The organism is Azoarcus sp. CIB (assembly GCF_001190925.1).
In the GTDB taxonomy this organism is placed as follows: domain Bacteria; phylum Pseudomonadota; class Gammaproteobacteria; order Burkholderiales; family Rhodocyclaceae; genus Aromatoleum.
This window is the reverse complement of sequence record NZ_CP011072.1, coordinates 1,229,108-1,252,248: the sequence shown is the minus strand read 5'-3', so window position 1 is coordinate 1,252,248 and position 23,141 is coordinate 1,229,108. Positions and strand designations below refer to the sequence as shown.

The following is a 23,141-nucleotide window of genomic DNA, read 5'->3' as shown; positions in this document are numbered from 1 at the left end:
CTACTTGCGCTTCAGGTAGAACTCGAACGCCTTGTCCGCCGTTTCACCCTGCTGCAGCAGATCGTTCCCGGTCTGCCGGGCGAAGGCCTGGAAGTCCTTCACCGAACCGGGATCGGTCGCCAGCACCCGCAACACCTGGCCGGCGCTCATCTCGGCGAGCGCCTTCTTGGCCCGCAGAATCGGCAACGGGCAGGTCAGCCCGCGCGCATCGACTTCCTTTTGAAACTCCATTACGCGTAACCCTCACTGACAGTGACCGCAATTCTACCCCACGGCCATAACCGCGCCCGCGGCGGGCAGCGGATCTGCCGCGGCTATCATTCCGAACGGCCGCTCTTGCGCTCCTCGCGGCGGCGTTCGCGTTCCTGTTCCTTGAGTTCGCGCAGGCGCGCATCGACCGCCGACAGCTCGTAGAAATTGCCGTCCCCTGCCCGGCGTGCCAGCTCCAGCTGCTCGATCGCGGCCGGAACCGCACCGCGCAGCACATACACCTCGGCCTGTGCGCGGTGCTGGGCCGCGCGGTGCCCCTGCTCGGCCTCCGAGCGGGCCAGGAAGGCCCACAGGCGCGGATCTTCCTTGCGGTTCTGCACCGCTGTCCGCGCCATTGCGCCGGCATCGCGCGCACGCCCTGCGTGGATCATCGCATCCATCAGCGCATACCGCGCCGCCTGGCTCTCGGGAAAACGCTTCTGCACCGCTTCGAGGATCTGCACCGCACCGGCGGCGTCGCGCTGCGCCAGCCGCAACTCCGCCGCCAGCATGTCCACGAAGGACGACTGCGGAGCCTCGCGCCGCAAGGTCTCCACCTGTTTGCCGGCATCGTCGAGACGGCCGGCCGCGAGCAGCGCGCGCGCGTACCCGTAGCGCTGCGCGATATCGCTACCGTTCTTGGCGACCTGCGCTTCGAATTCGCGCACGGCATCGATCGGCGGCATCGCTCCGACGCGCAGCTTCGCGCGCACGAAACCGAAGTCGGGCGAATCGGGAACCTGCTTGTAACGTAACTGCGCCACGCGGTTCCCCATGTCGGAAATCCGCTCCTGGGTCAGCGGGTGCGTGCGCAGATAGCTCGGCGCATTGTTCTCGTAGAAGCGGCTCGAACGCTGCAGCCGCTCGAAAAAGCTGGGCATGCCGCGCACGTCGAAGCCAGCCCCTTCGAGCGACTGCAAGCCCAGGCGGTCCGCCTCGCGTTCGAAATCGCGCGTATAACCGAGCTGAGCCTGCAGCGCCCCGGCCTGCCCCGCCGCAATCGCCGCCTGGCTGATCTGCGAGTCGCCGCGTGCCGCAAGCACCGCGACGAGCATCGAGGCGAGCATGACCATGCTGGTCTGGCTCTGCTTGCCGAACATCTGCGCGATGTGCCGCTGCGTCACGTGAGCGACCTCGTGCCCGAGCACCGAGGCCAGTTCCGACTCCGACTCCGCCGTGACGATCAGCCCCGTGTGCACGCCGATGAAGCCGCCGGGCATCGCGAAGGCGTTCAGCGTGCCGTCGCGCACGACGAAGAACTCGAACTCCAGCTGCGGCGCGGAGCTCGCCGCAACGAGCCGCCGTCCCATCCGGTTGATGTAATCCTCGACCTCGGGGTCGTCGAGATAGCTCGCTTCTCGCCAGCGGATTTCGCGCATGATCGACTCGCCGATCTTGCGTTCCGCGAGCGGCGAGAGTTCCGAGGCCCCCACGTCGCCGAGATCCGGCAGACCGGCCGCATTCACCGGCGGCACGAGGGCGACGCACAACAGCAGGATAAGAATTCGTCTGATCATCGGGTGCTATGATACCGGCCCACCACCAACCGTTCAGCGCGGAATGTATCGTACTGTACGACACTGCGCATACCAGCCATGACCGAGCCGAAAGCTTCCGCCCTCACCCACTTCGACGCCCAGGGCCAGGCCCACATGGTAGACGTCGGCGGCAAGAGCGAAACCCGCCGCGTCGCCGTCGCCCGCGGCTCGATCAGCATGAAGCCGGAGACCTTCGCGATGGTCAAGTCCGGCAGCGCGAAAAAGGGCGACGTACTCGGCATCGCGCGCATTGCGGCGATCCAGGGATCGAAGCGCACCAGCGACCTGATTCCCCTGTGCCACCCGATCCCGCTGACCCGCGTCGCCGTCGAGTTCGAACTCGACGAAGCGAAAAGCCGCATCGACTGCAACGTCACCGCGGAGACGGTCGGCCGTACCGGCGTGGAGATGGAAGCGCTTACCGCCGTAAACGTGGCGCTGCTCACCATTTACGACATGTGCAAAGCCGTGGATCGCGGCATGCGCATGGACGGCATCCAGTTGATGGAAAAGCTCGGCGGCAAGTCGGGGCATTGGGTCGCAGGACAGTAGTCCGCAGCATCAAGCCTCAGGGCAACCATTTCCCCGCGCAGCACAGAGGCTTGCACTCCCAGCTGCGGAAATTGCGCGCGATCACCGTCGCACCCATTCTCGAACACTGATCGCAAATGAAAACGGGGCAGCTCACGCCGCCCCGTCCTTCGCCACCTTACAAGTACCGCTTACTGGAACTTGTAGATGTAGCGTGCCCCGATGAAGTTGGCCACCTGCTTCGGCTTGACCGAGACGGTCGTACCGTCCGTGGTCGTGCCGTAGGTGAAGTTCGACCCGTCGGCAAAGCTCCAGGTCCAGTCGTCGGTCTTCCAACGCTCGTGGATCAGGTCGAGCTGGACGTCGGCGTTCTTCCGGATGGCGTAACGGGCAAACATCGAAATGCGAGTCAGCGTGTTCTCGATGTCGGGCAGACGCGCACCGGTCGCACGGAACGGAGCCCCGTCGGTCGGATATACCGCCTGCAGGCCACCGAGGCCGCTGAGCTGCGTATCCTCGTCATATGAACTTTCCGTCCGCGTCCATTGCACGTCGGCACCGATCTTCAGCTTCGAAGTCAGCGCGCCACGCAGACCCATGCCTACCGAATTGCCGCGATCCTCGAGCTTCGCATCCTTCGACATTTCGAAGATTTCGGTGACACGGTCCCACCGACCCGCAAGCTGCTTGGCACGCGTCACATCGTGCGATGCCCAACCCGTCAATTCCCACTTGTCCGAGAAGGCATAACGCGCATCGACCGAAACCAGGGTCGCACGACCGTCCTTCAGACCCCAGGGACGGCCTTCTTCGCGGGAATAGTCGTCGTGCGAATCTTCGACGTTGAATTGCATGCTGAAGGCGTCGACAGGCGCCCAATCCAGCGACATCCGCCACTTGTTGCGCGTGCGGTCGGCGATGTGCAGGGGATTGATCGCATCGAAGATGTGCGGATCGTGCGGGGTCACCCGTACGGATCCGTCGCGGACACTGTGCAGGAACGCGACCGAGCCGTTAACCGTTTCCGACATCGAACGACGCAACTGCAGGCGATACGTCGTTTCCTCGATGCTTTCCGCGAACGGCACGTAACGCTCGTCCACGAACTTCGGAGCGGAGCGATCCTGGTCCTTGAAGTCGACCCCACCGATCAACTTGAAACGTTCCGGCAGCAGGTACGACGCCTCGACCTTCCCCGACTTGGTTTCGTACGAGTGCGGCGTGTTATGAACCGTCACTGCACGCGTCGTGTTGTTGCCGACGAAGCCGAACAGCGGGGTATTGTCATCGACGTCGTAATAACGCAGGTTCGCATTCAGCGACAGCTTGCTGGTCGGCCGCGAACTCAACCCGAGTTCCGCCAGCGTGGTGACGATCTCGCCGTCCAGCTTGTGCGGCGCACCGGCAAATGGTGCATTGACGCCCGTCAGTCCGATACTCGGGATGGTTTCGTCCTGGGTTGCCACGCTGCGCGAAACCTTGAGGGTGCCGCGCGTCGAGGGCGTAAACGCATACCCCGCATTCAGGAAGAACTGGTGTGCCGCGTTGTCGAGCGGCTGCGACAGCGGCGCCGGGTTCGGCGCACTCGTGGTGTTCGTCGTTACGCCTCTGACCGTTGCCATCACGAGGTCATTCTTGTTGTTGTACCAGCTCCCCGCATAACCGCCCGCAAGTTGCAACTTCTCGCCGGTATATTCGAGCGTCACGTCGAGTTGCTGCGTGGTGCTGTCGATCGGCTCGGCCAGGAACAGAGGCGCACTGCCCAGCCCCCAATGCCGGCTGCCGTTCTTTTCCTCGTTCTTGAAGCTGAGCTTGAGATCGACGTCCTTGAGCAGGTTCTTGGTGAAGCCTACATGGATGAGATCACGGTAGGTGGCCAGGTCGACATCATGGAACGGCAGCGCATTGGCGCCGGCACCGCTGATGGTCATGCGCTCGGATCCCACTCCGCGGATCCCGGAGCGGATCTCCAGCGGGCTCTCGCGCGGAATGCGTGAATAGTTCACGAATCCGCCCATGTTGCCCTGCTGCTGCACTTCGATCGAGATCTTGCGGCTCTCGAGTCCGAGACTGTCGCCCTTGAACTTGAACCAGGTGCCCGTGGCGTCGTCGCGTTTGACGACGTCGGCATCGATCAGCGCATAGCCGTGATCATCCCGCATGCCATCGAAGATGCCCTGCTGCGGACGATCGTTCGACCAGTAACCGGCACCTACCGAGATGGAGCTGTCGGGCTCCGTGAGTTGCTTGATCTCGTCGTCCTCGGCAAAGGCCGAGCCGTATGCCGCAAGCATGGCCGCCGCTACTGCGGTCAGCCTGAACGTTGTATTGAAGTTTTTCATGTCAATCTCCCTCGGCCCGATCAGCGACGGAAGCGCCCGGCGGTCGCATTGTTCACAGTGCTGTTGCCGCCATGGATGTTGGTATGGCAATTCAGGCAGCCACGTCCGACGGTACCCAGAAGACTGGTATTCGTCGTGCGGTCAGTCGGCAGACCAGCGAGCTGGCTCGGGTGGCTGTTGTGACTGTGGCATTCCTGGCACAGGTAGGGTGCGCGCGCCTTCAGGAGGTTGGCTACGTTGGTGCCGTGCGGGTTGTGGCAGATGGCACAGTCTTCCGCGACGGGCTGGTGGTTATGCACGAAGGGGCCGCGCTTTTCCATGTGGCAGGAGTAGCAGGTCTCATTCACGCTGGGCTTGGCGAGCTGCGAGGGGTTGTCGCCATGCACGTTGTGGCAGGACGAGCAGCTCATCTGGCCTTCCGGCACCGGGTGGTGCGACGGGCGTGCAAATTGCGCACGCTGTTCCTTGTGGCAGTTCGAGCACACTTCGGGCTGCGTCTTGGCTTCGCGGACCTTGTCGTGTCCATCGTGGATCGAGTGACAGGAAGCACAGGTCACATCACGACGGGCGTGCGTGCTGTTCTGCCAGAAGATGCGGGTACTGCCCTGGTGGCAGTTCAGACAGGAGGCGTTCTGGGCTTCAGCAGAAGAAAAGTTCTTCTTGGTGAAACCGACATCCACCGGCGGCGTCGGGCCGCTGCCGCGACCGGCTTCCTTGACGTGCTTCTCGCTCTCGCCGTGGCAGTTCGTACAGCCCGGCGTGCGCTTGTCGGCGACGGTGCCGTGTTTCGTCTTGCCGATGCGCAGCGCTTCGGGCGAGTCGTTCTCGTCGTGACAGGTCGTACATTTTGCATCGCCCGTGAGGACGATATCCTTGGGTGCTTCCTTCTCGGCAGCGGTCGCAGTCAGCGCCGGGAACAAGCTCCCGGCGAGGACCGCGAATGCGCACACGCGCAACGCTTTTCCTAGCGATTTCATATAAACCCCCTGATTTGCTGATGAGTGGCGCGCACCACGGCGATGCGCGCCGGATCTCTTGCCGCGTTACTGGGCGCGGATCCAGTCGATGAGATTCTTGATCTCGGCCTTGTCGGTGGTGTCGATCACCTTGTGCGTTTCTTCGGTGCCGTCCTCAAGCTTCACCTTATGTTCCTTGGTGATCTGCTCGACCATCTTCTGCTCGGCATCCGCCTTGTCCTTGTACTTCGCAGCGATCTTCTTGTAGGACGGGCCCTTCTTGGTCTTGTCGACCGCATGGCATTTGAAACAGTCGTTGCGCTTGGCGGTGGCCTTGGCAGCGTCGGCGTCCGCAGCCATTGCAGCCGGGGTCGCGAGGGTTGCCGTCAGTCCGACAAGGATCATGCTCGCAAGAATTCGTGCCTTCACGCTGATTCTCCTTTCGATATATACGCATCCAAATGCCCGCGGGAGCTGAACGGCGTCCCTCTGGACATTTTGTCGGTGGAATATACCCCCAATTTTTCAAAGGATGTTCGACACGAACGTACAAAAGGACACAATTGCCTCGTTACAACACAAGACCTTGACACGCCAACGCATTTTTATACAGGATCCGTATTTCCGCATGCACGGTTAGATTACCGGTGATTAATTAAATGTATACGCAGGACATCTTAATTAGCACATGGTAATACTGCGGAAGCAGGCGCACCGGCGCGCATCGGCTCCCGGCTACGCGGTGATGCCGACGGCTGATTGTCACAACGGGAAACCATCGCAGTCCGGGCACGACACATTTGCCGCCCGATGGCACCGATGTGCGCCGGTGTTGGCGCCCGGCGAGCGCCGGGGCGACGCCGCAGCGTCTATTCGAGGACTTGCAGGCCCGAACTCAGGATGAGGGATTGCCCGGACACGCGGTCGCGGACGGTTGCGATCACCTTGTAGCGGCCGATACGGTCGTGCGGATCGAAGCTGACCTGCATGCTGCCGTTGCCGAGATGGAGACGCCCCGGCACGGACTCGGCGGACCACAGGGACGTTGAGCCTCCCGGGATGCGCCCGCCGTCCGGCGCCTGGAGCGCAAGATCGGCGACGACATCGCATCGTCCGGAGGCATCCCTCGCACATCCCTGGAAGACGAGCATGGCGGTGACGGACGACCCACGCCGGACGGTTGCCGTGGCGGGCAGCCGCAGGGGAGTTTTGGACACGCGCCAGGCTTTCAGGAAGTGCGACTCGTCGGGGGTGAGGACGAGTTGGGCACCGAAGTGCTCGGCGCCATGCGGATCGCTGCGGACTGCACGAACGAGATGCTCGCCGGCGACCAAGGCGCCGTGTGCGAGGAGCGGAAGACTTGCGGCCAAGGCCGCGGCGCAACGTCTCATGTTAGCAGCCCGTGATGTTGGAGGCGGAGCGCGCAATCTGCGCGGGCTGCGGACGCTGCGGAAAGGGGATCCCGCATTGGAGCCAGGCCGGAGCGCGCTCGTGGCGCAATTATCACTCCCGCATCGAGCGGATCGGACTGCTCTTACAACTGCACACAAGAAGGGGAATGTTGCGGGTGAACTTCCCCAAGAATGGAACGATAGGCGGGAATTTGCCCCGGTCACGAGCGCCGCGCATGTGCGGTCCCGCGCCGGAACAAGAGTGATTTACAGCTTCTGGTGGACGCCGTCGCACATCACGCCGTTGCCCGACTGCTTACAGCCACAGAAGTAGGCGGTCTTGGTTTCCTCGGCCTTGTACTCGACCGGGGTGAAGCTGCTTCCCTGGTGGGAACCGTCGCAGAACGGCTGCTTGGTGCTCTTGCCACAGGAACACCACCAGTAGCTCTTGCCGGCCTCGATGTCGACTGCGTAGGGGGATTTCTGGGCGATATTTGCGGATTCGTTCGACATGCATCAACTCCTAATGCGGTGGATAAAAAACCACCCCGGGGTTCCGGGGTGGTGAAAGTGATCCCCAGGGGGTGGGATCAATGGAGACGGAACTGCAGGATTACTGCTTGACCGCTTCGACAGCGATCTCGAGCGTGACGTCGTCGCCGACGTGGGGGGCGAACTTGCCGGCACCGAAATCGGAACGCTTGACCACGGCGGAGGCGTTCGCGCCGCAGGCTTCCTTCTTGAGCATCGGGTGCTCCATGCAATGGAAGGAGGTGACTTCGAGCTTCACCGGCTTGGTGACGCCCTTGATGGTCAGGTTGCCGTCGACCGAGGCGAGTTTGTCGCCGTTGAAGTTCAGCTTCGTCGACTTGAAGGTGATCGTCGGGTACTTCTCGGTGTGGAAGAAGTCCTCGCCCTGGATGTGGCCGTTGAACATTTCAAAGCCGGTATCCACCGACTTGGCGTCGATCGCGACGTCGACCGAACCGGCTTTCGCCGCGCGGTCGAGCTTGATCGTGCCGGTGGTCTTGTTGAAGCGGCTTTCCTGCTTCGAATAGCCGAAGTGGCTGTAGGCGAAGCGCGCGAAAGTGTGCGTGCCGTCGATATCGAAGGTTTCGGAGGCGGCCATGGCGGGGGCGACGACGGAGGCGGCGAGGATGGACGCGAGTGCGAGGCGCTTGAGTTGCTTCATCGTGAAACTCCTGAATTCGGAATTGAAAAGGGTTCTGAGAGGGGAACGGCTTATTTCGCAGCGCGGCGTTCGGCTTCGACGTGGAAGCTGACCTTGACCTCGTCTGCGACGATCGAGGTGTCCGACCAGGTGCCGTCGCCGATGGCGAACTCCAGGCGCTTGAGGGTGAAACCACCGTCGAACGCAGCGGTGTTGCCGTTCTGCGTGACGGTTACCGGCGTCGTCACGTCGCGAGTTTTGCCCTTGATCGTGAGCTTGCCGGTCATTTCGTAGCGGTCGCCGCCGAGGGGTTTCACTGACGACGAGACGAAGGTTGCGGTGGGAAAGGTCTTGAGGTCGAACCAGGGCTTGCCTACCACTTCACTATTCGCGTCGGCGGAACCCGCGTCGATGCTGCCGAGGTCGAGATCGAGGCGAACGGTCGTTTTCGTGGGGGCCGCGGGGTCGAAGGCGAGATCGACATTGGCCTTCTTGAAGTGGCCCTTGACCGGCACGTTCATCTGCTTGAAGACGAAATCGATACGGTTCTTCGCCGGCACCACCTGATCGAACGTGCCTGCCGGTTGCGCCGCGTATGCGCCGGTGCCAGCCAGAGGCAGGACGAGGGACACGAGGGCTGCGGCAAGAAGTCGTTTGCTGTTCATGATGTGTATTCCTTTCATTGTCCGGATCAGCGTTTGAGCAGGGGCACCATCCGCACCAGCGTTTCGTCGCGGTCGATGATGTGGTGTTTGAGTGCGGCGGCGATGTGCAGGCCCACGAGGATCAGCAGGCCGGACGTGAGGACTTCGTGAGCCGACTTGAGCAAGTCGCCGAGCGCTTCGTCCTTGCCGACGAGATCGGGCAGCGGAACGAGGCCAAGGTAGACGACCGGGAAGCCCTTGGCCGAGCTCATCAGCCAGCCGGAGAGCGGCACGGCGATGATCAGCGCGTAGAGCACGACGTGGGTGATCGACGCCACTGCGCGCTGCCAGCCGGGCATGGAGTCGACCGGCGCGGGGACCGGCCGCGTGAGGCGCACGATGAGGCGGGGGATGAACAGCAGCAGCACCGTGAAGCCGATCCATTTGTGCCACGAGATGAGCTGCAGCTTGCGCGGCGACAGGGACAGATCGGTCATGTAGTAGCCGAGCGGCAAGGCGACGAGCACGAGGATCGCAATCATCCAGTGCACGATTACCGCTGGTTTCGAATATTGGCCCGGAGCATTCATCGCGTTTCCCCCTGTTCCTGTGGTTTTTGTTTCAGTACTCAGACCGCGCGGAAAAATCCCGCGATGAGGCAGTCGATCGACTTGGGCGGGTGACCGACCAGCGCGGCGAAATCGTTGGTGGTGCGCGCCAGACGGCCCGCGGCGACGGCGGTGAACATGTTCGCCATGGCGCGGGCGAGCCAGCCGGGCATGCCGACACCCTCGAGCACGCCGGCGTAGGCGTCCTCGCCGACCGGTTCGTAGCGCAGCGTCTTGCCGGTTGCGGCACCGACGCGAGCGGCGAGGTCGTGATAGTCGTGGGCGGTCTGGCCAGTGAGCTCGTAGATGCGCTTTTCGAGCCGCGGCGCGACAGTTGCGGCGGCAATGGCCGCGGCAAGCTCGTTGCGCGACAGGTAACTGACCCTGCCCTCCCCGGCCGGCAGCTGCAGCAGGCCGCTATTGAGTGCGCCGGCGAAAGTCATCGGCAGGAAGTCGGCGTACATGCCGTTGCGCAGGATGGTGTGACCGACGCCGGATGCGACGAGCGCTGCCTCGCTATCGGCATGAACCTGCGCGAATTCGGACGGCGAAGCGGCGTCGGCGTCGAGGAAGCTGGTGTAGAGGATGTGTTCGACCCCGGCGGCACGTGCGGCTTCGATCGCGTTACGGTGCTGCGCGATGCGTTGCGCCTTGGGGCCGTCGGTCGACACGATCACCAGGCGCGATGCGCCGGCGAACGTCGCACGCAGGGCTTCGGGTTGGTCGAAGTTGCCACGGCGCACTTCGATGCCGCGCGCTGCAAGCGCCCCGGCCCGCTCGGGGTCGCGGACGCTGACGGCAAGCCGGCCGGCGCCCGCGTCCGGCAGTCGCACGGCGAGCTGCTGCACGATCTGCAGGCCCAACTGCCCTGTTGCTCCGGTTACGAGAATCATGTGGTCGTCCTTGGCGGTGCGTCGTTAGCGTATGGGCGCACTTTATGGGATTGATTGGTTCTAAAATAGCGGAACCAAGCAAACTCTTTGTTGCATCGAGAACAACAATGGATCGCCTGCAGGCAATGGAAGTGTTTGTTCGCGTTGCGGAAGCGGGAAGCTTCACTGCGGTCGCGGACCGGCTGAATGTCGCCCGCTCGGCGATCACGCGGCAGATCGCGGCGCTCGAGGCACACCTGGGCACGAAGCTGCTCGCGCGCAGCACGCGAAGACTGAGCCTGACGTCATCCGGTTCGGCCTACCTGGAAAAGTGCCGCGACATCCTGGCGATGGTCGAGGCGGCGGAGGGCGACCTGGCGGGCGAGAAGCAGGCGCCGCGTGGCCAGATCCGCGCCAGCGTGCCGATGAGCTTCGGCGTGCGCCACCTGATGCCGCTCGTGGCGGACTTCATCACGACCTACCCGGAAGTCAGCGTGGACGTCGAGTTCAGCGATCGCCGCGTGAATCTGATCGAGGAAGGCATGGATTTCGCCGTGCGCATCTCGGAGCAGATCGATCCGTCGCTGGTGATCCGCCGCCTGAGCCGCAGCTCGCTGGCGGTGGTCGCCTCGCCGGATTATCTGGACCGGCACGGGCGGCCGCAGCATCCCGACGAGCTGCTGCAGCACCACTGCCTGACCTACACGCTGGGCTCCAGCCTCGGCTGGAGCTTCAGCGTAAATGGGGAACCGTATTCGGTGCCGATCAAGGGGCGTTTCCGCGCCAATAACGGCGATGCCCTGCTCGATGCGGCGATCCGCGGGCTGGGGATCGTGCGCGAGCCGACCTTCCTGACCTCGCAGGCGGTTCGGGCCGGGCTGCTGGAGGTGCTGCTACCGGAGTACTCGGCGACCGAGCTGCACATCTACGCGGTGTTTCCCGGCACGCGCTATGTGCCACACCGGGTGCGCACGCTGGTCGACTATCTGGCGGAGCGCATCGGGCCGGTTCCGTACTGGGACTGAACCGCTCAGAAATTCATCCGCCACGGCAGCTCGCCCTGGATGAACAGGCGGGCTTCGTCGGATGCGGGACGGGCGAAGAAGCGCTGCACCGGGGCGTGTTCGCGCACCCGTCCGGCGCTCATGAAAACGACGTCGTCGCCGAGGCGGGTGGCCTGACCGAGATTGTGGGTGGTCATGAGGATGCGGGTGCCGTCGGTACGGATCTCGCGCACGATGCGTTCGACCTCGGCCGTCGCGGAGGGGTCGAGACTGGCGGTGGGTTCGTCCAGCAGCAGCAGGCGCGGCGCGGTCACCCAGGCGCGGGCGAGCGCGAGGCGCTGCTGCTCGCCGCCGGATAGCAATCTGGCGCTGTCGGACGCGCGTGCGAGCAGGCCGACGCGATCGAGCACGCGGGCCGCGCGGCGGCGGCGCTCGATGCGCGGTACGCCGTGGGGCTTGAGCGCAAGAGCGACGTTTTCGAGCACCGAGGCGCGCAGCATCATCGGATGCTGGAACACCATCATGACGCCGAGATGGGGGCGCGCACCGCCGCCCCAGTCGATCTGCCCGCCGGTCGGTTCGAGCAGGCCGCAGATGGTGCGCAGCAGCACGCTCTTGCCCGCACCGTTGGGGCCGAGAACGAGCGTGATGCCCTCGCCGCCCAGTTCGAGCTCGACGCCGTCAAGGACCTTGCGGCCGTTGGGCTGGAAGCGGACGTCACGCAGGCGAAGCGGAAACATGCTCAGCCGTACCTGCGCATCGCCCACGCCCGCATGGCGAATGCGGCAGCGTTGAGGACCAGGATGACCGCGACGAGCACGATGCCCAATGCGATCGCGAGCGGCAGGTCGCCCTTGCTGGTTTCCAGCGCGATCGCGGTGGTCATGACGCGCGTGGCATGGTCGATGTTGCCGCCGACGATCATCACTGCGCCGACTTCGCTCATGGCGCGCCCGAGTCCGGCAAGGACGGCAACGAGCAGGGAATGGCGGCAGTCATGCAGCAGCGTCGTGACGCTTTGCAGCCATGTGAAGCGCATCGCCCTGAACTCCTCGGCATAGCGCTGCCAGGTATCTTCGATGATCTGGCGGGCGATGGCGGCCATCAGCGGGACGACCAGCAGGGTCTGCGCGACGACCATCGCAGCGGGCGTGTAGAGCATCCCCAGCCCGCCGAGCGGACCCGAGCGTGACAGGATGAGATAGACGACCACGCCGACAACGACGGATGGTGCACCCATCAGGCCGTTGATGACCACCAGCGCGACGCTGCGCCCGGGGAAGCGGCCCACGGCGAGACAGGCACCGAGGGGCAGACCGATGAGGGTACCGAGGATTACGGCCGAACCGCTGACCCGCAGCGAAAGGCTGACGATTTCGACCGCGCGGTGATCGAAGGTGGCGAGGAGAGCGAAGGCGTCGGCAAAGGTCGCGGCGAGTCCGTACATTCGGCGGAGCATAGCGCAAGCGCCGCGTTTCGACAGCCCTGCACCGCATGCGGATCGGGAACTGCCTCATCCGCCACCGCGCTGCATCGCGCGGTCGAGCGGAACGAGCAAGGCCCTGCGGTCGGATTCGGCCCCGCCGGAGAATTCGTAACGTACGCAGAGTGTCTGCAATTGAAGCAGGCCGAGCCGCCGCACACCGCGCGCGGCAACATGGATGTCGAGCCGGGTCGGCCCGGCGCTCACTCGGAAGTGATCAGGGGCGACGGCTTCCACCGCACCGGGCGATGCCTTGCGCAGGTCGCGCTCGAACTCGGCGGGCGAGGCGGTCACCTCGCGCTCGAAGCGCTCCGGCACGGGGCCGCTGATGAACACCAAGCCTACCCGCCCGCGATGGGCGGCCAGATGGCCAGTTCGTCGCCGTCCGCGAGCGACCGCGAGGCGCGCTGTGCGGGCGGGATGAAGTGGCCATTGACGAGCACGAGATGGGCGCTGCGCTCGGGGACGTTGAAGCGCGTGATCAGCTCGGCGATGGTCGTCCCCTCGCCGACCTCCAGTTCGACGCGGTTGCCCTTGCGGTCGGACGGGAGGTGGTCGGTGAGGGAGGCGAAGAGCTTGAAGCCGATCTTCATGGGCGCGTCCACTCCGGCATCAGCGCGCGAGCGCCATGGGTTGCTGCGAACGGGCGACGTAGGCCTCGACGAACTGCAGCGGGTTGGCGAGCAGGCGGTCCTTCCACGCCCCGAGCTTCACCTGCCCGTGGATCAGGCCGCGCAGCGCTCCGACGTGCTGGGTGAGGCCGATGGAGGTTGCGCCGATCATCACGTCGTCCTTGAACTGCAGGCTGAGGTAGCGGAAGCGGTTCTCGTCGACGTGTTCGACACCCGCTCCGCCGGTTTCGCTCCCCTCGCCCCACCATTGGCCGAAGGACGCCGAGATCAGCCCCAGCGTGTCGAGCACGTTGATCGCGAGCACGCCGTTGAGCTGCGTGTGGCGCCCCGCCATGTTGAGCGCGGCAACGCGGGCCTGGTCGGCGGCGTTGGGCTGGATCGCCGCGACGAGGTGGGCACCGGTGAAGAGGTCGGGCGCCTCTGCGACGTCGCCGGCGGCGAAGATGCCGGGGACGCTGGTTTCGAGCTTGTCGTCGACGAGCACGCCCTTGGCGACATGCACGGGGGTGGAGTCGAGGAAGGCGACGTTGGGCGCGACGCCGGCTGCGACGATGACGAGATCGCAGGGCAACACTTCGCCGGTCGACAGGGTCACATCGACGCTGCCTTCCGCCGCCCCGCGGTCGATGCGCTGCACGCCGGCGTTGGTGACGACGCGGATGCCCTTGTGTTCGACCCAGCTTTTGATCATGCCGCCGGCCTTGGGTGTCATCATGCGTGGCACCATGCGGTCGCCCATTTCGACGACGGTGAGCTGCACGCCGCGGGAGGCGAGGGCCTGCATGATGATGCAGCCGATGAAGCCGGCGCCGAGCTGCAGCACGCGCGAGCCGGGCTTCGCCAGACTGGCGATCGCGCGGGCGTCGTCCAGCGTCCAGCAGGTCTGCACTTCGGGCAGGTCGACGCCCGGGATGGGCGGACGCACCGGATGCGAGCCGGTCGCGATCAGCAGGCGGTCGTAGTCCTCGAAGTGGCCGTCGTGGAACAGGATTCGGCGCTTGTCGGTATCCAGCGACACAGCGCGCGCGCGCAGTTCGCCGATGTTCAGCCTGCGGAAATGGTCGGGCGCCTTGCGCAGGTAAGTGCCCGTTTCGTCGATGTTCTCTTCGAGCAGGTAGGGGATGGCCATGCGCGAGTACGGCGGGGCGTCCTCGCTGCCGACCATCAGGATCTCGTCGGCGGGCGCGGCGCGGCGCAGCGTTTCGGCCGCGACGACGCCGGCGGGTCCGTTGCCGAGTATCACGTGTTTCATGGGAAATGTCCTCGATTGGGCGATGACGCCCCTTTCCCGGCGGTGCATCGCCGGGAAAGGGGTACTACCAGACTCGGATGCCGCGTTTCAGACGGCGGTCAGAGTCCCAGTCGCTCCAGCGTTTCCGCCGTCGGCACGCCGTCCGGCGTCCAGCCGCGCACCTTGTAGTACTCGGGCAACATCTTGTCGAGGCCGTTGACGAGCCCCTTGGCCGGACCGGTCTTGGCCGGTTCGGTCAGCAGGCGCGGCGGCAGATTGTCGTCCTTGCTGGTGAAGCCGGCCGCATTGTTGAACTGGCGCTCGAGGTTCCAGATGCGCTCGCCGACGGCGTTGAGCTTGTCCATCGTCCATTCCTCGCCACAGGCCGCCGCGAGTTGCGGCTGCACGTCGGCAAGCGTCCACGCGAAGGACGTGAACACGCAGATCCCGGCCGCGTCGAACACCGCGGTGGCATCCTGGAAGGCCTTGACGAGCTCTGCCTTGCCGTCGGTGACGAGCGGGTCGGTCTTGACGGGGATGCCCAGCACTTCGGACGCGACCGTGTAGCCGCGCAGGTGGCAGGCGCCGCGGTTAGAGGTGGCGTACGCGAGGCCCATGCCCTGGATGCCGCGCGAGTCGTAGGCAGGAAATTCCTGCTTCTTGACGCTCATCGACAGTTCCGGGTGGCCGTACTTGGCACACATGCGTGCCGAGCCTTGCCCGAGTTCCTTGCCGAAGCCTTCGCCGGCCGCGGTCATCTCGGCGAGCTTCGCCAGCGCCTGGGCCGAGCCGAACGGCGCATCGAGGCCGAGTTGCTCCTTGGTCAGGACACCCATCTCGTACAGCTCCATCGCCGCAGCGACGGTGGCACCGAAGGTGATCGGGTCGAAACCCTGTTCGTTGCACAGCAGGTTGGCGTACTGCAGGGCTTCGAGATCGCCGACGCCGTTGGCGGCACCGAGCGCCCACGCGGCTTCGTATTCCAGGCCCCCGGACGCACCCCAGTACTGCGGACTGTTCTTGACCGTGAAGTGGTTCTTGTCGATCTGCGAGATGCGCCCGCAGGCGATCGTGCAGCCGAAGCACGCTGCGTTGGTGATGAGGTGGCTCTTGCCGTCGGATTCACGCTTCTCGTGCATCGCCTCGGCGGAGATCTTGGAGGCATCCTCGAACTGCACGTCGCGGTGGTTGCGGGTGGGCAGCGCACCGATTTCGTTGATGACGTTCATCAGCACCTGGGTACCGAATTTCGGCAGCCCCTGGCCGGTCACCGCGTTGTCGGCGAGCACCTTCTTCGCTTCGGTCGTGGCCTTGAGGAAGGCCGGGAAGTCCTTGATCCCGGACACGCCCTTGGTACCGCGGATCGCCACCGCCTTGAGGTTCTTCGAACCCATCACGGCGCCGACACCGGAGCGCCCGGCCGCGCGGTGCAGGTCATTGATCACGACCGCGAACAGCACCAGGTTCTCGCCCGCCTTGCCGATCGACGACACGCGGATCAGGGGGTCCTGGTGGTCGGCCTTGATCTGCTCCTCGGTATGCCAGCAGCTCGTGCCCCACAGGTGCGAGGCGTCGCGCAGCTCGGCCTTGTCGTTCTCGATGAAGAGGTAGACGGGCTTCGGCGACTTGCCCTCGAAGATGACCATATCCCAACCGGCGAACTTCATCTCGGCGCCGAAGAAGCCGCCCGAGTTCGAACAGGCGATCGCGCCGGTGAGCGGCCCCTTGCAAGTGACGGTGTAGCGCCCCCCGGTCGAGGCCATCGTGCCAGTGAGCGGGCCGGTCGCCATGATCAGCTTGTTGTCGGGCGATAGCGGATCGACCTTGGGGTCGATTTCCGAGACCAGATACTTGGCCGACAAGCCGCGCGAGCCGAGGTATTCGTTGGCCCACTCCATATTGAGCGGTTCTTCCTTGCACGTGCCCTGAGTCAGGTTCACCCGCAGGACTTTGCGATTCCATCCCATGGTCTTGCTCTCCTCTCAGGCTGCGGATGCAGGGGTGTTGGCCTTGGCAGCCCAGGCCTGCATGCGGCCGAGCCCCGTCCAGTTGGCATCGATGTACGTGATCGCGGCGGTCGGACAGGCCTTCGCACAGGCCGGGTCGCCCTCGCACAGGTCGCATTTCTGCACCTTGCCGGTAGCCTGGTTGTAATTGATCGTGCCGAACGGACAGGCGATCGTGCACACCTTGCAGCCGACACAGGTGTCCTCGAACACCATCTTCGCGCCGGTCGTCAGATCGAGCCGGATCGCATCGACCGGACAGGAGTGCATGCACCACGCGTCGGTGCACTGGGTACAGGTGTAGGGCACCTTGCGCCCTTCGTGCTCGAAGTTGAAGACCTTGATCAGCGAGTTGCTGGGATTGATGACCCCGGTGTGCTCATACGAGCAGGCCATTTCGCACTGCAGGCAGCCGGTGCACTTCGCGGGGTCAATGTGAAGGGATTTCCACATCGATGTACTCCTCCGTCGTTTGTTTCGCTTCGGGACAACGTGTCGCAGATCGCAAATATCATGCCACTGACCATGCCGCAAGCATGGTTTTCACACTTCAGTTCAACTTGCCGAGTTTGCGGTAGAGCGTATTGCGGCTGACGCCCAGCCTGCGCGCAGCGGCCGAGACGTTTCCGCCCACCTCGCGCATGACCGTGGTGATCGCTTCGAGTTCGATTTCATCCAGACTGCGCGGGGCGCCGGGTGCGGGTGCCGAGGGGGCAAGCGCAGCGGCCGCCGTGGGCACTGCGGCGCCAAAAGGCGAGGCGTAAGCCGGGGCCATCGCGACCGCTGGTCGCGTGGCGGGCTCCGAAATGTCGTCCCCGCCGTCGATACCGAAGAGCTCCTCGGGCAGATGGATCGACGCGATCTCGTCCTCGTTGTCGTCGAGCAGCGCGACCGCGACGCGGATGACGTTCTGGAGCTGGCGGACATTGCCCGGCCAAGGGTAGCGTTCGAAGAAGTCCATGACCTCTTCGCTGATGCCGAGCGGCCCGCGCCGCCGGTCGGCCGCTTCGATCTCGAGCAGGTTCAGCACGATACGGCGGACGTCGGTGCGATCGCGCAGCGGCGGCAGGGTGACGGTGAGGCTGTTGACGCGGTAGTAGAGATCCTCGCGGAACACGCCCTGCTTTACGGCGTCGCGCAGCACGCGGTGCGTTGCGCACACGAGGGAGATGTCGACCGGGATGGATTTCATCGAACCGATCGGCGTGACGCTGCGCTCCTGCAGCACGCGCAGCAGGCGCGCCTGCATGCCGAGCGGCATGTCGCCGATTTCATCGAGGAACAGCGTGCCGCCGTGGGCCTGCTGCAGCTTGCCGACCGCGCCCTCGCGCCGCGCGCCGGTGAAGGAGCCGCCGACGTAGCCGAAGAGTTCCGATTCGATGAGGTTTTCGGGAATCGCCGCACAGTTGAGCGCGACGAAGGGGCCGTCGCTGCGCACGCCGCTGTTGTGGAAGGCACGCGCGAAGAGTTCCTTGCCGACACCCGATTCGCCCTGGATCAGCAGCGGGATGTCCTTGCCCTGGACGCGGCGCGCGCGGTCGAGCGCGAGTTGCAGGCGGGCGTCGCCGGTCGCAAGGCAGTCGAGGGTGATGCGGACCTTCGAACCCTCCGGGTTTTTCGCTCCCCCCTTCGCCGACGCCGGGGCAGTTTCCTGCAATCTGGGCGCATGGACTTCCGGGCGCGTCCGCCGGTGGCCGCGCACCTGCACGTATACGGCATCGCCGCGTCGCATTTCGAGCAGCAGCAGGTCGTCGGGCGCGTTGGCGGCACGGTCGAGCACCTGGCCGAAGCCGGCGCGGAAGAGCGTGCCGAAGGACGGTGCGTCGGCGAGCCCGGCCGTAAGCCCCAGCCATTCGCGCGCGACGGGGTTGGCGCCGACGATGCGGCCGTCGGCATCGACCGCGAGCATCGCTTCCTGCAGGCTGCCGACGTATTCGGGGCGCGGATGGAAGGCGATGCGGATTTCCTTGGCGAACTCTGCCTCGAAGAGCCGCTTTTCGAGCAACTGCACCGAAAGGCGCACGAGGCCCAGCGTATGGCGCTGGTTGCTGCGCGAGTCGCCCGAGATATCCAGCACACCGGCGATGCACCCTTGTGCGTTGAACACCGGCGCGGCACTGCAGGTCAAAAAGCCATTGCGTTCCAGGTAGTGCTCGGCGCCGTGGATTTCGACCGGTGCGCCTTCGAGGATCGCGGTGCCGATCGCATTGGTGCCGCGGAAGGTTTCGTCCCACGATGCGCCCGGCTGGAGTGCGACGCGTTGCGCGCGGCCGACGAAATCGGGGTCGCCGAGGCAGTGCAGGATCATGCCCTTCGTGTCGGCGAGGATGACCATGCTGCCCGAGGCGCGGATCTGTTCGAACACGTGTTCCATGATCCCGCCCGCGTGCTCCAGCAGCCGCGCACTGCGGTCGCGTGCGTCGGAGAGCTGGGCGCGGCCGGCGGGGTCGATCAGGTAGGCATCGAGGTGGTCGAGCCCGCCGGTGCGACAGCGCTGCCAGGAACGCAGCACAGGAGGGGCGAGCCCGGCCTCCGGCGTCTGGCCAAGCTCGAAGAAAAATCGTCGCGCGTCCGAAATGGTGTTCTCGCGGCGATCCCGCAATTGCGGCAATACGGCCATCTTCTCCTCCTCTCCTGCGCGTCACTTTGGGGACTATTTTTTTGTTTGTCCCTTGTGTCAGAAAGTAGCACCTGCACCAGGTCGAAGCAATCGTTCATCCGACCCGGCAACAACAGAGGAGCAATTTTCCTGCCAGCAGCTTTCAGGCGCCTTACCAAGGAAATACGCAGGATTCCGGATCGCTCGGTCGACGTGGCACAGGGCTTGCGAAGGACCGTGCAGATCCGGCACTCCGGGCGTCGTCAATCAGAGATGAGGAATCAGAAGGTGGATAAGTACAACGACAAGGAGACATTGACCCGCAAACTGCGCGCAGCGGCCCTCGCCGCGGGACTCGCGCTCGGAGCGGGACTGGCCCACGCACACGGCGACGTGACGCCGCAGGCGGTGGATGTATCGACGCTGCCCAAGCTCGGCGAGGAATGGCGTGCGGTGAACCCCTACCGCGACAACGCGGAGGCGATCCGCATCGGCGATTCGGCCTTCAACCAGAACTGCGCGCGCTGCCACGGCCTCGGTGCGGTCTCGGGCGGCATCGCGCCGGATCTGCGCAAGCTCGACATCGCGCCCGAAACGGACGAATATTTCCTGCAGCGCATCCGCAATGGCGTGAGCCGCAACGGCGCGGTGTATATGCCGCCGTTCGAGGGCATGCTGTCGCAGGAGGCGATGTGGGCAATCAAGGCCTGGCTGGAGACCGTACGTGAGAAATGAACGACGCGCATTCCTGATCGGCGCGGGCGCCCTGCTGGCAGGCGCCCTGCTCCCGGCCCACGCGGCCGCACAGCCCGAAGTGCAGCAGGCGGGCACCCTGCGGGTGGCCGTGTATGCCGACTACGCGCCCTTCTCGGCACGCGGCAAGGGCATCGACGTGGCCCTCGCGCAGTCCCTGGCCGAGCGCCTGGGGATGCGCGCGGAGATCGTCGAGTTCCCGCCCGACGAGAACATGAGCGACGACCTGCGCAACATGGTGTGGAAAGGGCACTACCTCGGCGGGCGTCCGGCCGACGTGATGCTGCATGTGCCCGTGGATGCGCAGTTCGCGGCACAGAACGACAAGGTGGCGATCTTCGGCCCCTATCACCTCGAGACGATCGCGATCGCGCGCAATCCAGAGCGCGTGCCGTCGGTGTCGGGTTCGGCCGCGGTGGCCTTCGAAGTATTTACACGCGAGAAGATCGGCGTCGAGCTCGACACGCACGCGAGCGACTTCATGTTGCACGTGCTGAATGGCCGGCTGCGCGACAACGTCGTGCATTTCCGCAGCGTTGCCGACGCGGCAGCCGCGATGGCGAAGGGCGAAGTCAGTGCCGTGATGGCCCCGCGCAGCCAGCTGGAAGCGGCGATGAAGGAGCACAGGCAGTTCGCGATCGATGCGCTGACCATGCCCGAGTTGCGTGTGAAAGGCTGGCCGCTCGGCATGGCCGTGAAGGCCGACAGCAAGGAGCTGGCGGCGGCGCTGGCGGCGGCGCTGGCGGACCTGCAACGGTCGGGCGAGCTTGGGCGGATCTTCTCGGCCCACGGGGTCACGCACAGAGTTCCCTGAACGACTTTCGGGGCACTCGGCGCCCTGAAAAATTGCCGGATGTTCAGCAAAACCTATGCACGGTTTTGCTGAACATCCGGCTTGTTTTTGATCTCGTTGTTCCGTTTTGGAGCACCTGCTCCGCATTGAAACAGAGGCGTTTTCCGCGTCGTCGGCGCAATTCCGGCTGGACGGACGAGCGAAGGCCGAGTTTGCCAACTGCTCCGCCGCATGCGCTCCGATCACCCCTGCCATGCGGCGGAAGGCGCTGCGCTTTTCCGCCCTACGGGATCGCTTCCCTCGCCCGCCTCCGTCAAGCCGGTTTGCCGCCCGCCCGCTTCAGCATGCCGCGTTGCGGATCGTAGCCGCGTACCGCGAGCGTGAAGAACACGGCGAGGCAGCCGGCGACGATCGCGAGCGAGGTCGCGGCGAGCTGGCCGTAGAGCGCGAAGCGGATCGCCTCGACCGCGTGCGTAAAGGGGTTCCACTGCGCGACCGCATGTACGATGGCGGCACCGGATTCCTCGAGTTTCCACAGCGGATACAGCGCGGGCGAGACGAAGAACATCGGGAAGATGACGAAATTCATCGTGCCGGCGAAGTTTTCGAGCTGACGCACCTGCACGGACAGCAGCAGCCCTAGCGCACCGAGCATCATGCCCGCGAGGACGATCACGGGCAGCGCGGTGAGCCAGCCCGCCCACGGCACCTCGACGCCGAAGAAAAACGCGATCACGAGGAAGACGTAGGCCTGCAGCACCGACAGCAGGGTGCCCGCGAGAAGCTTGGCGAAGAGGAGGAAGCTGCGCGGCAGCGGCGCAGTCAGCAAGAGTCGCATCATCCCCATCTCGCGGTCGTACACCATCGCCAGCGAAGACTGCATGCCGTTGAAGAGCAGCACCATGCCCAATAGGCCCGGCACGATGTAGACCTGGTACGGGATATAGGTGTCGTAGGGCGGGATGATCGACACGCCGAAGACGTTCTGGAAGCCCGCCGCAAAGACGACGAGCCACAGCAGCGGCCGCACCAGCGCCGAGGCGAAGCGCCCGCCCTGGCGCACGAACTTGGCGATTTCGCGGCCGGTGATCGCCTGCAGCGCGAGCCACGCGTGGGAGAGTCTCATGGGGCGGGGTCCCGATTCAGAACGCGCAGCGGCTATCGCGCTGGTCGAAGCCGAGGGTGTCCAGGTTGTTGGTCGGATGCAGGAAACCCGCGATCGGCGCGCGCTCGATGACCGCGTTGTGGGTCGCGAGCAGCACGGGCTGGCGCAGCTGGTTGTCCCAGGCGCGGAAGCCGAGGCGGTTGCCCTTGAAGCCGTCGAGCGTGATCTCCTCGCTCTTGAGGTATTTCGCGACCGTTCCGAAGGGGCCGTTCTGCGTGCGCACGACCGCCTCGACAACCGCCTTCACCGCCATCCACGCGGCCCAGTCGGGGTCGGCCATCTTGCGGCCGGCGTGTTTCTCGAGGCGACTGTTCAATTGCGGTGCACCGTGGCGCTCCCACGCCCAGGACCACGCGGCCGCGGCGAGGCCTTCGGTGCCGACCACGAGGCGCGGGCGCACCGTGCGGTAGGGAACGCTGCGCGCGAACTCGCCGTCGCTGTCGGCAACGAAGACGACGTCGTGCTCACTGCCGGCCGTGAGCAGCGCGACGTTGCCTTGGTCGCGCTGGCGCGGGTCGTTGGAGAGCACGAAGGGGCGGCGCTCGACGAGTTTCAGGCCGAAGCGTTTGGCGGCGCGGTCGAAGGCTTCCGCCACGAGCTTGTCCTCGGGGCGCGGGCCTTCGAGCATCAGGACGTTGCGCCACTTCTTCGACACCAGGTACTGCGCGAGCGCGTCCATGCGCATCGCGTCGTTGGGCAGCGTGTGCAGCAGGTTCGGCTGGCACTGCGCCTGGCGCAGTGCGTCGTCGGGGGCGGAGACGTTGAAGAGCAGGAGCTCCCTGCCCCGCACGGCTTTGGCGAGCTCGGCGACGACGGCGCCGGGCGCATCGAGGAGGAAGTAGCGCACCCCTTCCTTGTTGAGCTTGTCGATCGCGGCGAGAAGCGCCTTCGCATCGGCGCCGGTGACGCGTTCGAGCGCGAATTCGGCGCCCACCGCCTGGCCGACGAAACGCGCCTCGCGCAGCGCGACCTCCGCGCCGGCGAAGGGCCGACCGAGGGGCTGGGCGAGGCCGCGGAAGAAGAGCTTCGTCTCGTCGTAGCGGGAATCGGTTTCGAGTTCGAGGTGGGCGAGGCGCACGCTGGTCGCCGCGAACGCGGAGGCGGCGACGAGCGCGGCGAGGCTGCCGAGGACGACTCGCAGGAGCAGGTTCGGGCGGGTGCGCATGGGTCGTC

General features: G+C 65.1%; 25 protein-coding genes. 4 read left to right on the top strand and 21 right to left on the bottom strand.

The features are described 5' to 3' along the window. Together AzCIB_RS05545 and AzCIB_RS05540 are read right to left on the bottom strand one after the other, a co-directional pair. Complete coding sequence (locus tag AzCIB_RS05545) at positions 1–231, bottom strand: sulfurtransferase TusA family protein (protein ID WP_018990453.1); 231 nt, start codon at positions 229–231, stop codon at positions 1–3. Positions 232–317: 86 nt separating this feature from the next. Continuing rightward, positions 318–1,766, bottom strand: a complete 1,449-nt coding sequence (locus AzCIB_RS05540; RefSeq protein ID WP_050414978.1) for a beta-barrel assembly-enhancing protease — start codon at positions 1,764–1,766, stop codon at positions 318–320. Between the two features lie 78 nt (positions 1,767–1,844). Between AzCIB_RS05540 and moaC the strand changes: the two genes are divergently transcribed. After that, positions 1,845–2,339, top strand: coding sequence for a cyclic pyranopterin monophosphate synthase MoaC (moaC, locus tag AzCIB_RS05535; protein ID WP_050414977.1), 495 nt, complete (start codon positions 1,845–1,847; stop codon positions 2,337–2,339). A gap of 170 nt (positions 2,340–2,509) precedes the next feature. Here moaC and AzCIB_RS05530 read toward each other — a convergent pair whose 3' ends face one another. From AzCIB_RS05530 to AzCIB_RS05490, 9 genes are all read right to left on the bottom strand, one after another. Next, a complete protein-coding gene (locus tag AzCIB_RS05530) occupies positions 2,510–4,660 on the bottom strand; it encodes an MtrB/PioB family decaheme-associated outer membrane protein (RefSeq protein WP_050414976.1) in 2,151 nt (716 codons plus the stop codon). 20 nt (positions 4,661–4,680) lie between these two features. Beyond that, a complete protein-coding gene (locus AzCIB_RS05525; protein WP_050414975.1) occupies positions 4,681–5,637 on the bottom strand; it encodes a DmsE family decaheme c-type cytochrome in 957 nt (318 codons plus the stop codon). Positions 5,638–5,703: 66 nt separating this feature from the next. Further along, the gene (locus AzCIB_RS05520; RefSeq protein ID WP_232299363.1) at positions 5,704–6,045 is read right to left on the bottom strand and encodes a c-type cytochrome; all 342 of its coding nucleotides are present in this window, start codon (positions 6,043–6,045) and stop codon (positions 5,704–5,706) included. 440 nt (positions 6,046–6,485) lie between these two features. After that, a complete protein-coding gene (locus AzCIB_RS05515) occupies positions 6,486–7,007 on the bottom strand; it encodes a hypothetical protein (RefSeq protein WP_157058427.1) in 522 nt (173 codons plus the stop codon). Between the two features lie 267 nt (positions 7,008–7,274). Next, positions 7,275–7,520 carry a CDGSH iron-sulfur domain-containing protein gene (locus AzCIB_RS05510; protein WP_050414972.1) on the bottom strand — a complete coding sequence of 82 codons (246 nt, stop codon included), beginning with the start codon at positions 7,518–7,520 and terminating at the stop codon, positions 7,275–7,277. Positions 7,521–7,620: 100 nt separating this feature from the next. Further along, a complete protein-coding gene (locus AzCIB_RS05505) occupies positions 7,621–8,199 on the bottom strand; it encodes a YceI family protein (RefSeq protein WP_050414971.1) in 579 nt (192 codons plus the stop codon). A 50-nt stretch (positions 8,200–8,249) separates the two neighbouring features. After that, entirely contained in the window at positions 8,250–8,843 is a 594-nt protein-coding gene (locus AzCIB_RS05500) for a YceI family protein (RefSeq protein WP_050414970.1), read from the bottom strand. A 26-nt stretch (positions 8,844–8,869) separates the two neighbouring features. Continuing rightward, positions 8,870–9,412: a cytochrome b gene (locus AzCIB_RS05495; protein ID WP_050414969.1), complete on the bottom strand. Its 543-nt coding sequence runs from the start codon at positions 9,410–9,412 to the stop codon at positions 8,870–8,872. Between the two features lie 38 nt (positions 9,413–9,450). Continuing rightward, positions 9,451–10,323 (bottom strand): SDR family oxidoreductase, encoded by an 873-nt coding sequence (locus AzCIB_RS05490; protein ID WP_050414968.1) that lies wholly within the window; start codon positions 10,321–10,323, stop codon positions 9,451–9,453. A gap of 107 nt (positions 10,324–10,430) precedes the next feature. On the opposite strand from AzCIB_RS05490, the gene AzCIB_RS05485 reads away from it, so the two are divergent. Beyond that, complete coding sequence (locus AzCIB_RS05485; protein ID WP_050414967.1) at positions 10,431–11,327, top strand: LysR family transcriptional regulator; 897 nt, start codon at positions 10,431–10,433, stop codon at positions 11,325–11,327. A gap of 5 nt (positions 11,328–11,332) precedes the next feature. On the opposite strand, the gene AzCIB_RS05480 is transcribed toward AzCIB_RS05485, so the two are convergent. The 8 genes from AzCIB_RS05480 to AzCIB_RS05445 form a co-directional block, all read right to left on the bottom strand. After that, positions 11,333–12,046: an ABC transporter ATP-binding protein gene (locus AzCIB_RS05480; protein WP_198149615.1), complete on the bottom strand. Its 714-nt coding sequence runs from the start codon at positions 12,044–12,046 to the stop codon at positions 11,333–11,335. Positions 12,047–12,048: 2 nt separating this feature from the next. Further along, positions 12,049–12,753 carry an ABC transporter permease gene (locus AzCIB_RS05475; protein WP_050414966.1) on the bottom strand — a complete coding sequence of 235 codons (705 nt, stop codon included), beginning with the start codon at positions 12,751–12,753 and terminating at the stop codon, positions 12,049–12,051. 66 nt (positions 12,754–12,819) lie between these two features. After that, complete coding sequence (locus AzCIB_RS05470; RefSeq protein ID WP_050414965.1) at positions 12,820–13,128, bottom strand: hypothetical protein; 309 nt, start codon at positions 13,126–13,128, stop codon at positions 12,820–12,822. Between the two features lie 2 nt (positions 13,129–13,130). After that, entirely contained in the window at positions 13,131–13,382 is a 252-nt protein-coding gene (thiS, locus tag AzCIB_RS05465) for a sulfur carrier protein ThiS (protein ID WP_050414964.1), read from the bottom strand. Positions 13,383–13,401: 19 nt separating this feature from the next. Next, complete coding sequence (locus AzCIB_RS05460) at positions 13,402–14,673, bottom strand: NAD(P)/FAD-dependent oxidoreductase (protein WP_050414963.1); 1,272 nt, start codon at positions 14,671–14,673, stop codon at positions 13,402–13,404. Positions 14,674–14,771: 98 nt separating this feature from the next. Continuing rightward, a complete protein-coding gene (locus AzCIB_RS05455) occupies positions 14,772–16,619 on the bottom strand; it encodes an aldehyde ferredoxin oxidoreductase family protein (protein WP_050414962.1) in 1,848 nt (615 codons plus the stop codon). A 15-nt stretch (positions 16,620–16,634) separates the two neighbouring features. After that, positions 16,635–17,111, bottom strand: a complete 477-nt coding sequence (locus AzCIB_RS05450) for a 4Fe-4S dicluster domain-containing protein (protein ID WP_050414961.1) — start codon at positions 17,109–17,111, stop codon at positions 16,635–16,637. A 97-nt stretch (positions 17,112–17,208) separates the two neighbouring features. Further along, entirely contained in the window at positions 17,209–19,278 is a 2,070-nt protein-coding gene (locus AzCIB_RS05445; RefSeq protein WP_050414960.1) for a sigma-54-dependent Fis family transcriptional regulator, read from the bottom strand. A 252-nt stretch (positions 19,279–19,530) separates the two neighbouring features. Between AzCIB_RS05445 and pedF the strand changes: the two genes are divergently transcribed. Beyond that, on the top strand, positions 19,531–19,992 hold the full coding sequence (pedF, locus tag AzCIB_RS05440) for a cytochrome c-550 PedF (RefSeq protein WP_050414959.1): 462 nt from the start codon (positions 19,531–19,533) through the stop codon (positions 19,990–19,992). Further along, a complete protein-coding gene (locus tag AzCIB_RS05435; RefSeq protein ID WP_050414958.1) occupies positions 19,982–20,824 on the top strand; it encodes a substrate-binding periplasmic protein in 843 nt (280 codons plus the stop codon). The genes pedF and AzCIB_RS05435 overlap by 11 nt, the downstream gene beginning before the upstream one ends. A 292-nt stretch (positions 20,825–21,116) precedes the next feature. Here AzCIB_RS05435 and AzCIB_RS05430 read toward each other — a convergent pair whose 3' ends face one another. Beyond that, the gene (locus AzCIB_RS05430; RefSeq protein WP_050414957.1) at positions 21,117–21,929 is read right to left on the bottom strand and encodes a lanthanide ABC transporter permease protein PedC; all 813 of its coding nucleotides are present in this window, start codon (positions 21,927–21,929) and stop codon (positions 21,117–21,119) included. Positions 21,930–21,945: 16 nt separating this feature from the next. Beyond that, the gene (locus AzCIB_RS05425; protein ID WP_050414956.1) at positions 21,946–23,133 is read right to left on the bottom strand and encodes a lanthanide ABC transporter ABC transporter substrate-binding protein PedA1; all 1,188 of its coding nucleotides are present in this window, start codon (positions 23,131–23,133) and stop codon (positions 21,946–21,948) included. Between the last annotated feature and the right edge of the window lie 8 nt (positions 23,134–23,141).

Bases quoted from the DNA above. Each gene is read 5' to 3' on its own strand.
- AzCIB_RS05505 (WP_050414971.1), bottom strand. From the start codon at position 8,199: ATGAAGCAACTCAAGCGCCTCGCACTCGCGTCCATCCTCGCCGCCTCC.
- AzCIB_RS05495 (WP_050414969.1), bottom strand. From the start codon at position 9,412: ATGAATGCTCCGGGCCAATATTCGAAACCAGCGGTAATCGTGCACTGG.
- AzCIB_RS05530 (WP_050414976.1), bottom strand. From the start codon at position 4,660: ATGAAAAACTTCAATACAACGTTCAGGCTGACCGCAGTAGCGGCGGCC.
- AzCIB_RS05455 (WP_050414962.1), bottom strand. From the start codon at position 16,619: ATGGGATGGAATCGCAAAGTCCTGCGGGTGAACCTGACTCAGGGCACG.
- AzCIB_RS05525 (WP_050414975.1), bottom strand. From the start codon at position 5,637: ATGAAATCGCTAGGAAAAGCGTTGCGCGTGTGCGCATTCGCGGTCCTC.
- moaC (WP_050414977.1), top strand. From the start codon at position 1,845: ATGACCGAGCCGAAAGCTTCCGCCCTCACCCACTTCGACGCCCAGGGC.
- AzCIB_RS05485 (WP_050414967.1), top strand. From the start codon at position 10,431: ATGGATCGCCTGCAGGCAATGGAAGTGTTTGTTCGCGTTGCGGAAGCG.
- AzCIB_RS05450 (WP_050414961.1), bottom strand. From the start codon at position 17,111: ATGTGGAAATCCCTTCACATTGACCCCGCGAAGTGCACCGGCTGCCTG.
- AzCIB_RS05540 (WP_050414978.1), bottom strand. From the start codon at position 1,766: ATGATCAGACGAATTCTTATCCTGCTGTTGTGCGTCGCCCTCGTGCCG.
- AzCIB_RS05475 (WP_050414966.1), bottom strand. From the start codon at position 12,753: ATGTACGGACTCGCCGCGACCTTTGCCGACGCCTTCGCTCTCCTCGCC.
- AzCIB_RS05545 (WP_018990453.1), bottom strand. From the start codon at position 231: ATGGAGTTTCAAAAGGAAGTCGATGCGCGCGGGCTGACCTGCCCGTTG.
- thiS (WP_050414964.1), bottom strand. From the start codon at position 13,382: ATGAAGATCGGCTTCAAGCTCTTCGCCTCCCTCACCGACCACCTCCCG.
- AzCIB_RS05490 (WP_050414968.1), bottom strand. From the start codon at position 10,323: ATGATTCTCGTAACCGGAGCAACAGGGCAGTTGGGCCTGCAGATCGTG.
- AzCIB_RS05445 (WP_050414960.1), bottom strand. From the start codon at position 19,278: ATGGCCGTATTGCCGCAATTGCGGGATCGCCGCGAGAACACCATTTCG.
- AzCIB_RS05500 (WP_050414970.1), bottom strand. From the start codon at position 8,843: ATGAACAGCAAACGACTTCTTGCCGCAGCCCTCGTGTCCCTCGTCCTG.
- AzCIB_RS05430 (WP_050414957.1), bottom strand. From the start codon at position 21,929: ATGAGACTCTCCCACGCGTGGCTCGCGCTGCAGGCGATCACCGGCCGC.
- pedF (WP_050414959.1), top strand. From the start codon at position 19,531: ATGAGGAATCAGAAGGTGGATAAGTACAACGACAAGGAGACATTGACC.
- AzCIB_RS05510 (WP_050414972.1), bottom strand. From the start codon at position 7,520: ATGTCGAACGAATCCGCAAATATCGCCCAGAAATCCCCCTACGCAGTC.
- AzCIB_RS05480 (WP_198149615.1), bottom strand. From the start codon at position 12,046: ATGTTTCCGCTTCGCCTGCGTGACGTCCGCTTCCAGCCCAACGGCCGC.
- AzCIB_RS05425 (WP_050414956.1), bottom strand. From the start codon at position 23,133: ATGCGCACCCGCCCGAACCTGCTCCTGCGAGTCGTCCTCGGCAGCCTC.
- AzCIB_RS05460 (WP_050414963.1), bottom strand. From the start codon at position 14,673: ATGAAACACGTGATACTCGGCAACGGACCCGCCGGCGTCGTCGCGGCC.
- AzCIB_RS05515 (WP_157058427.1), bottom strand. From the start codon at position 7,007: ATGAGACGTTGCGCCGCGGCCTTGGCCGCAAGTCTTCCGCTCCTCGCA.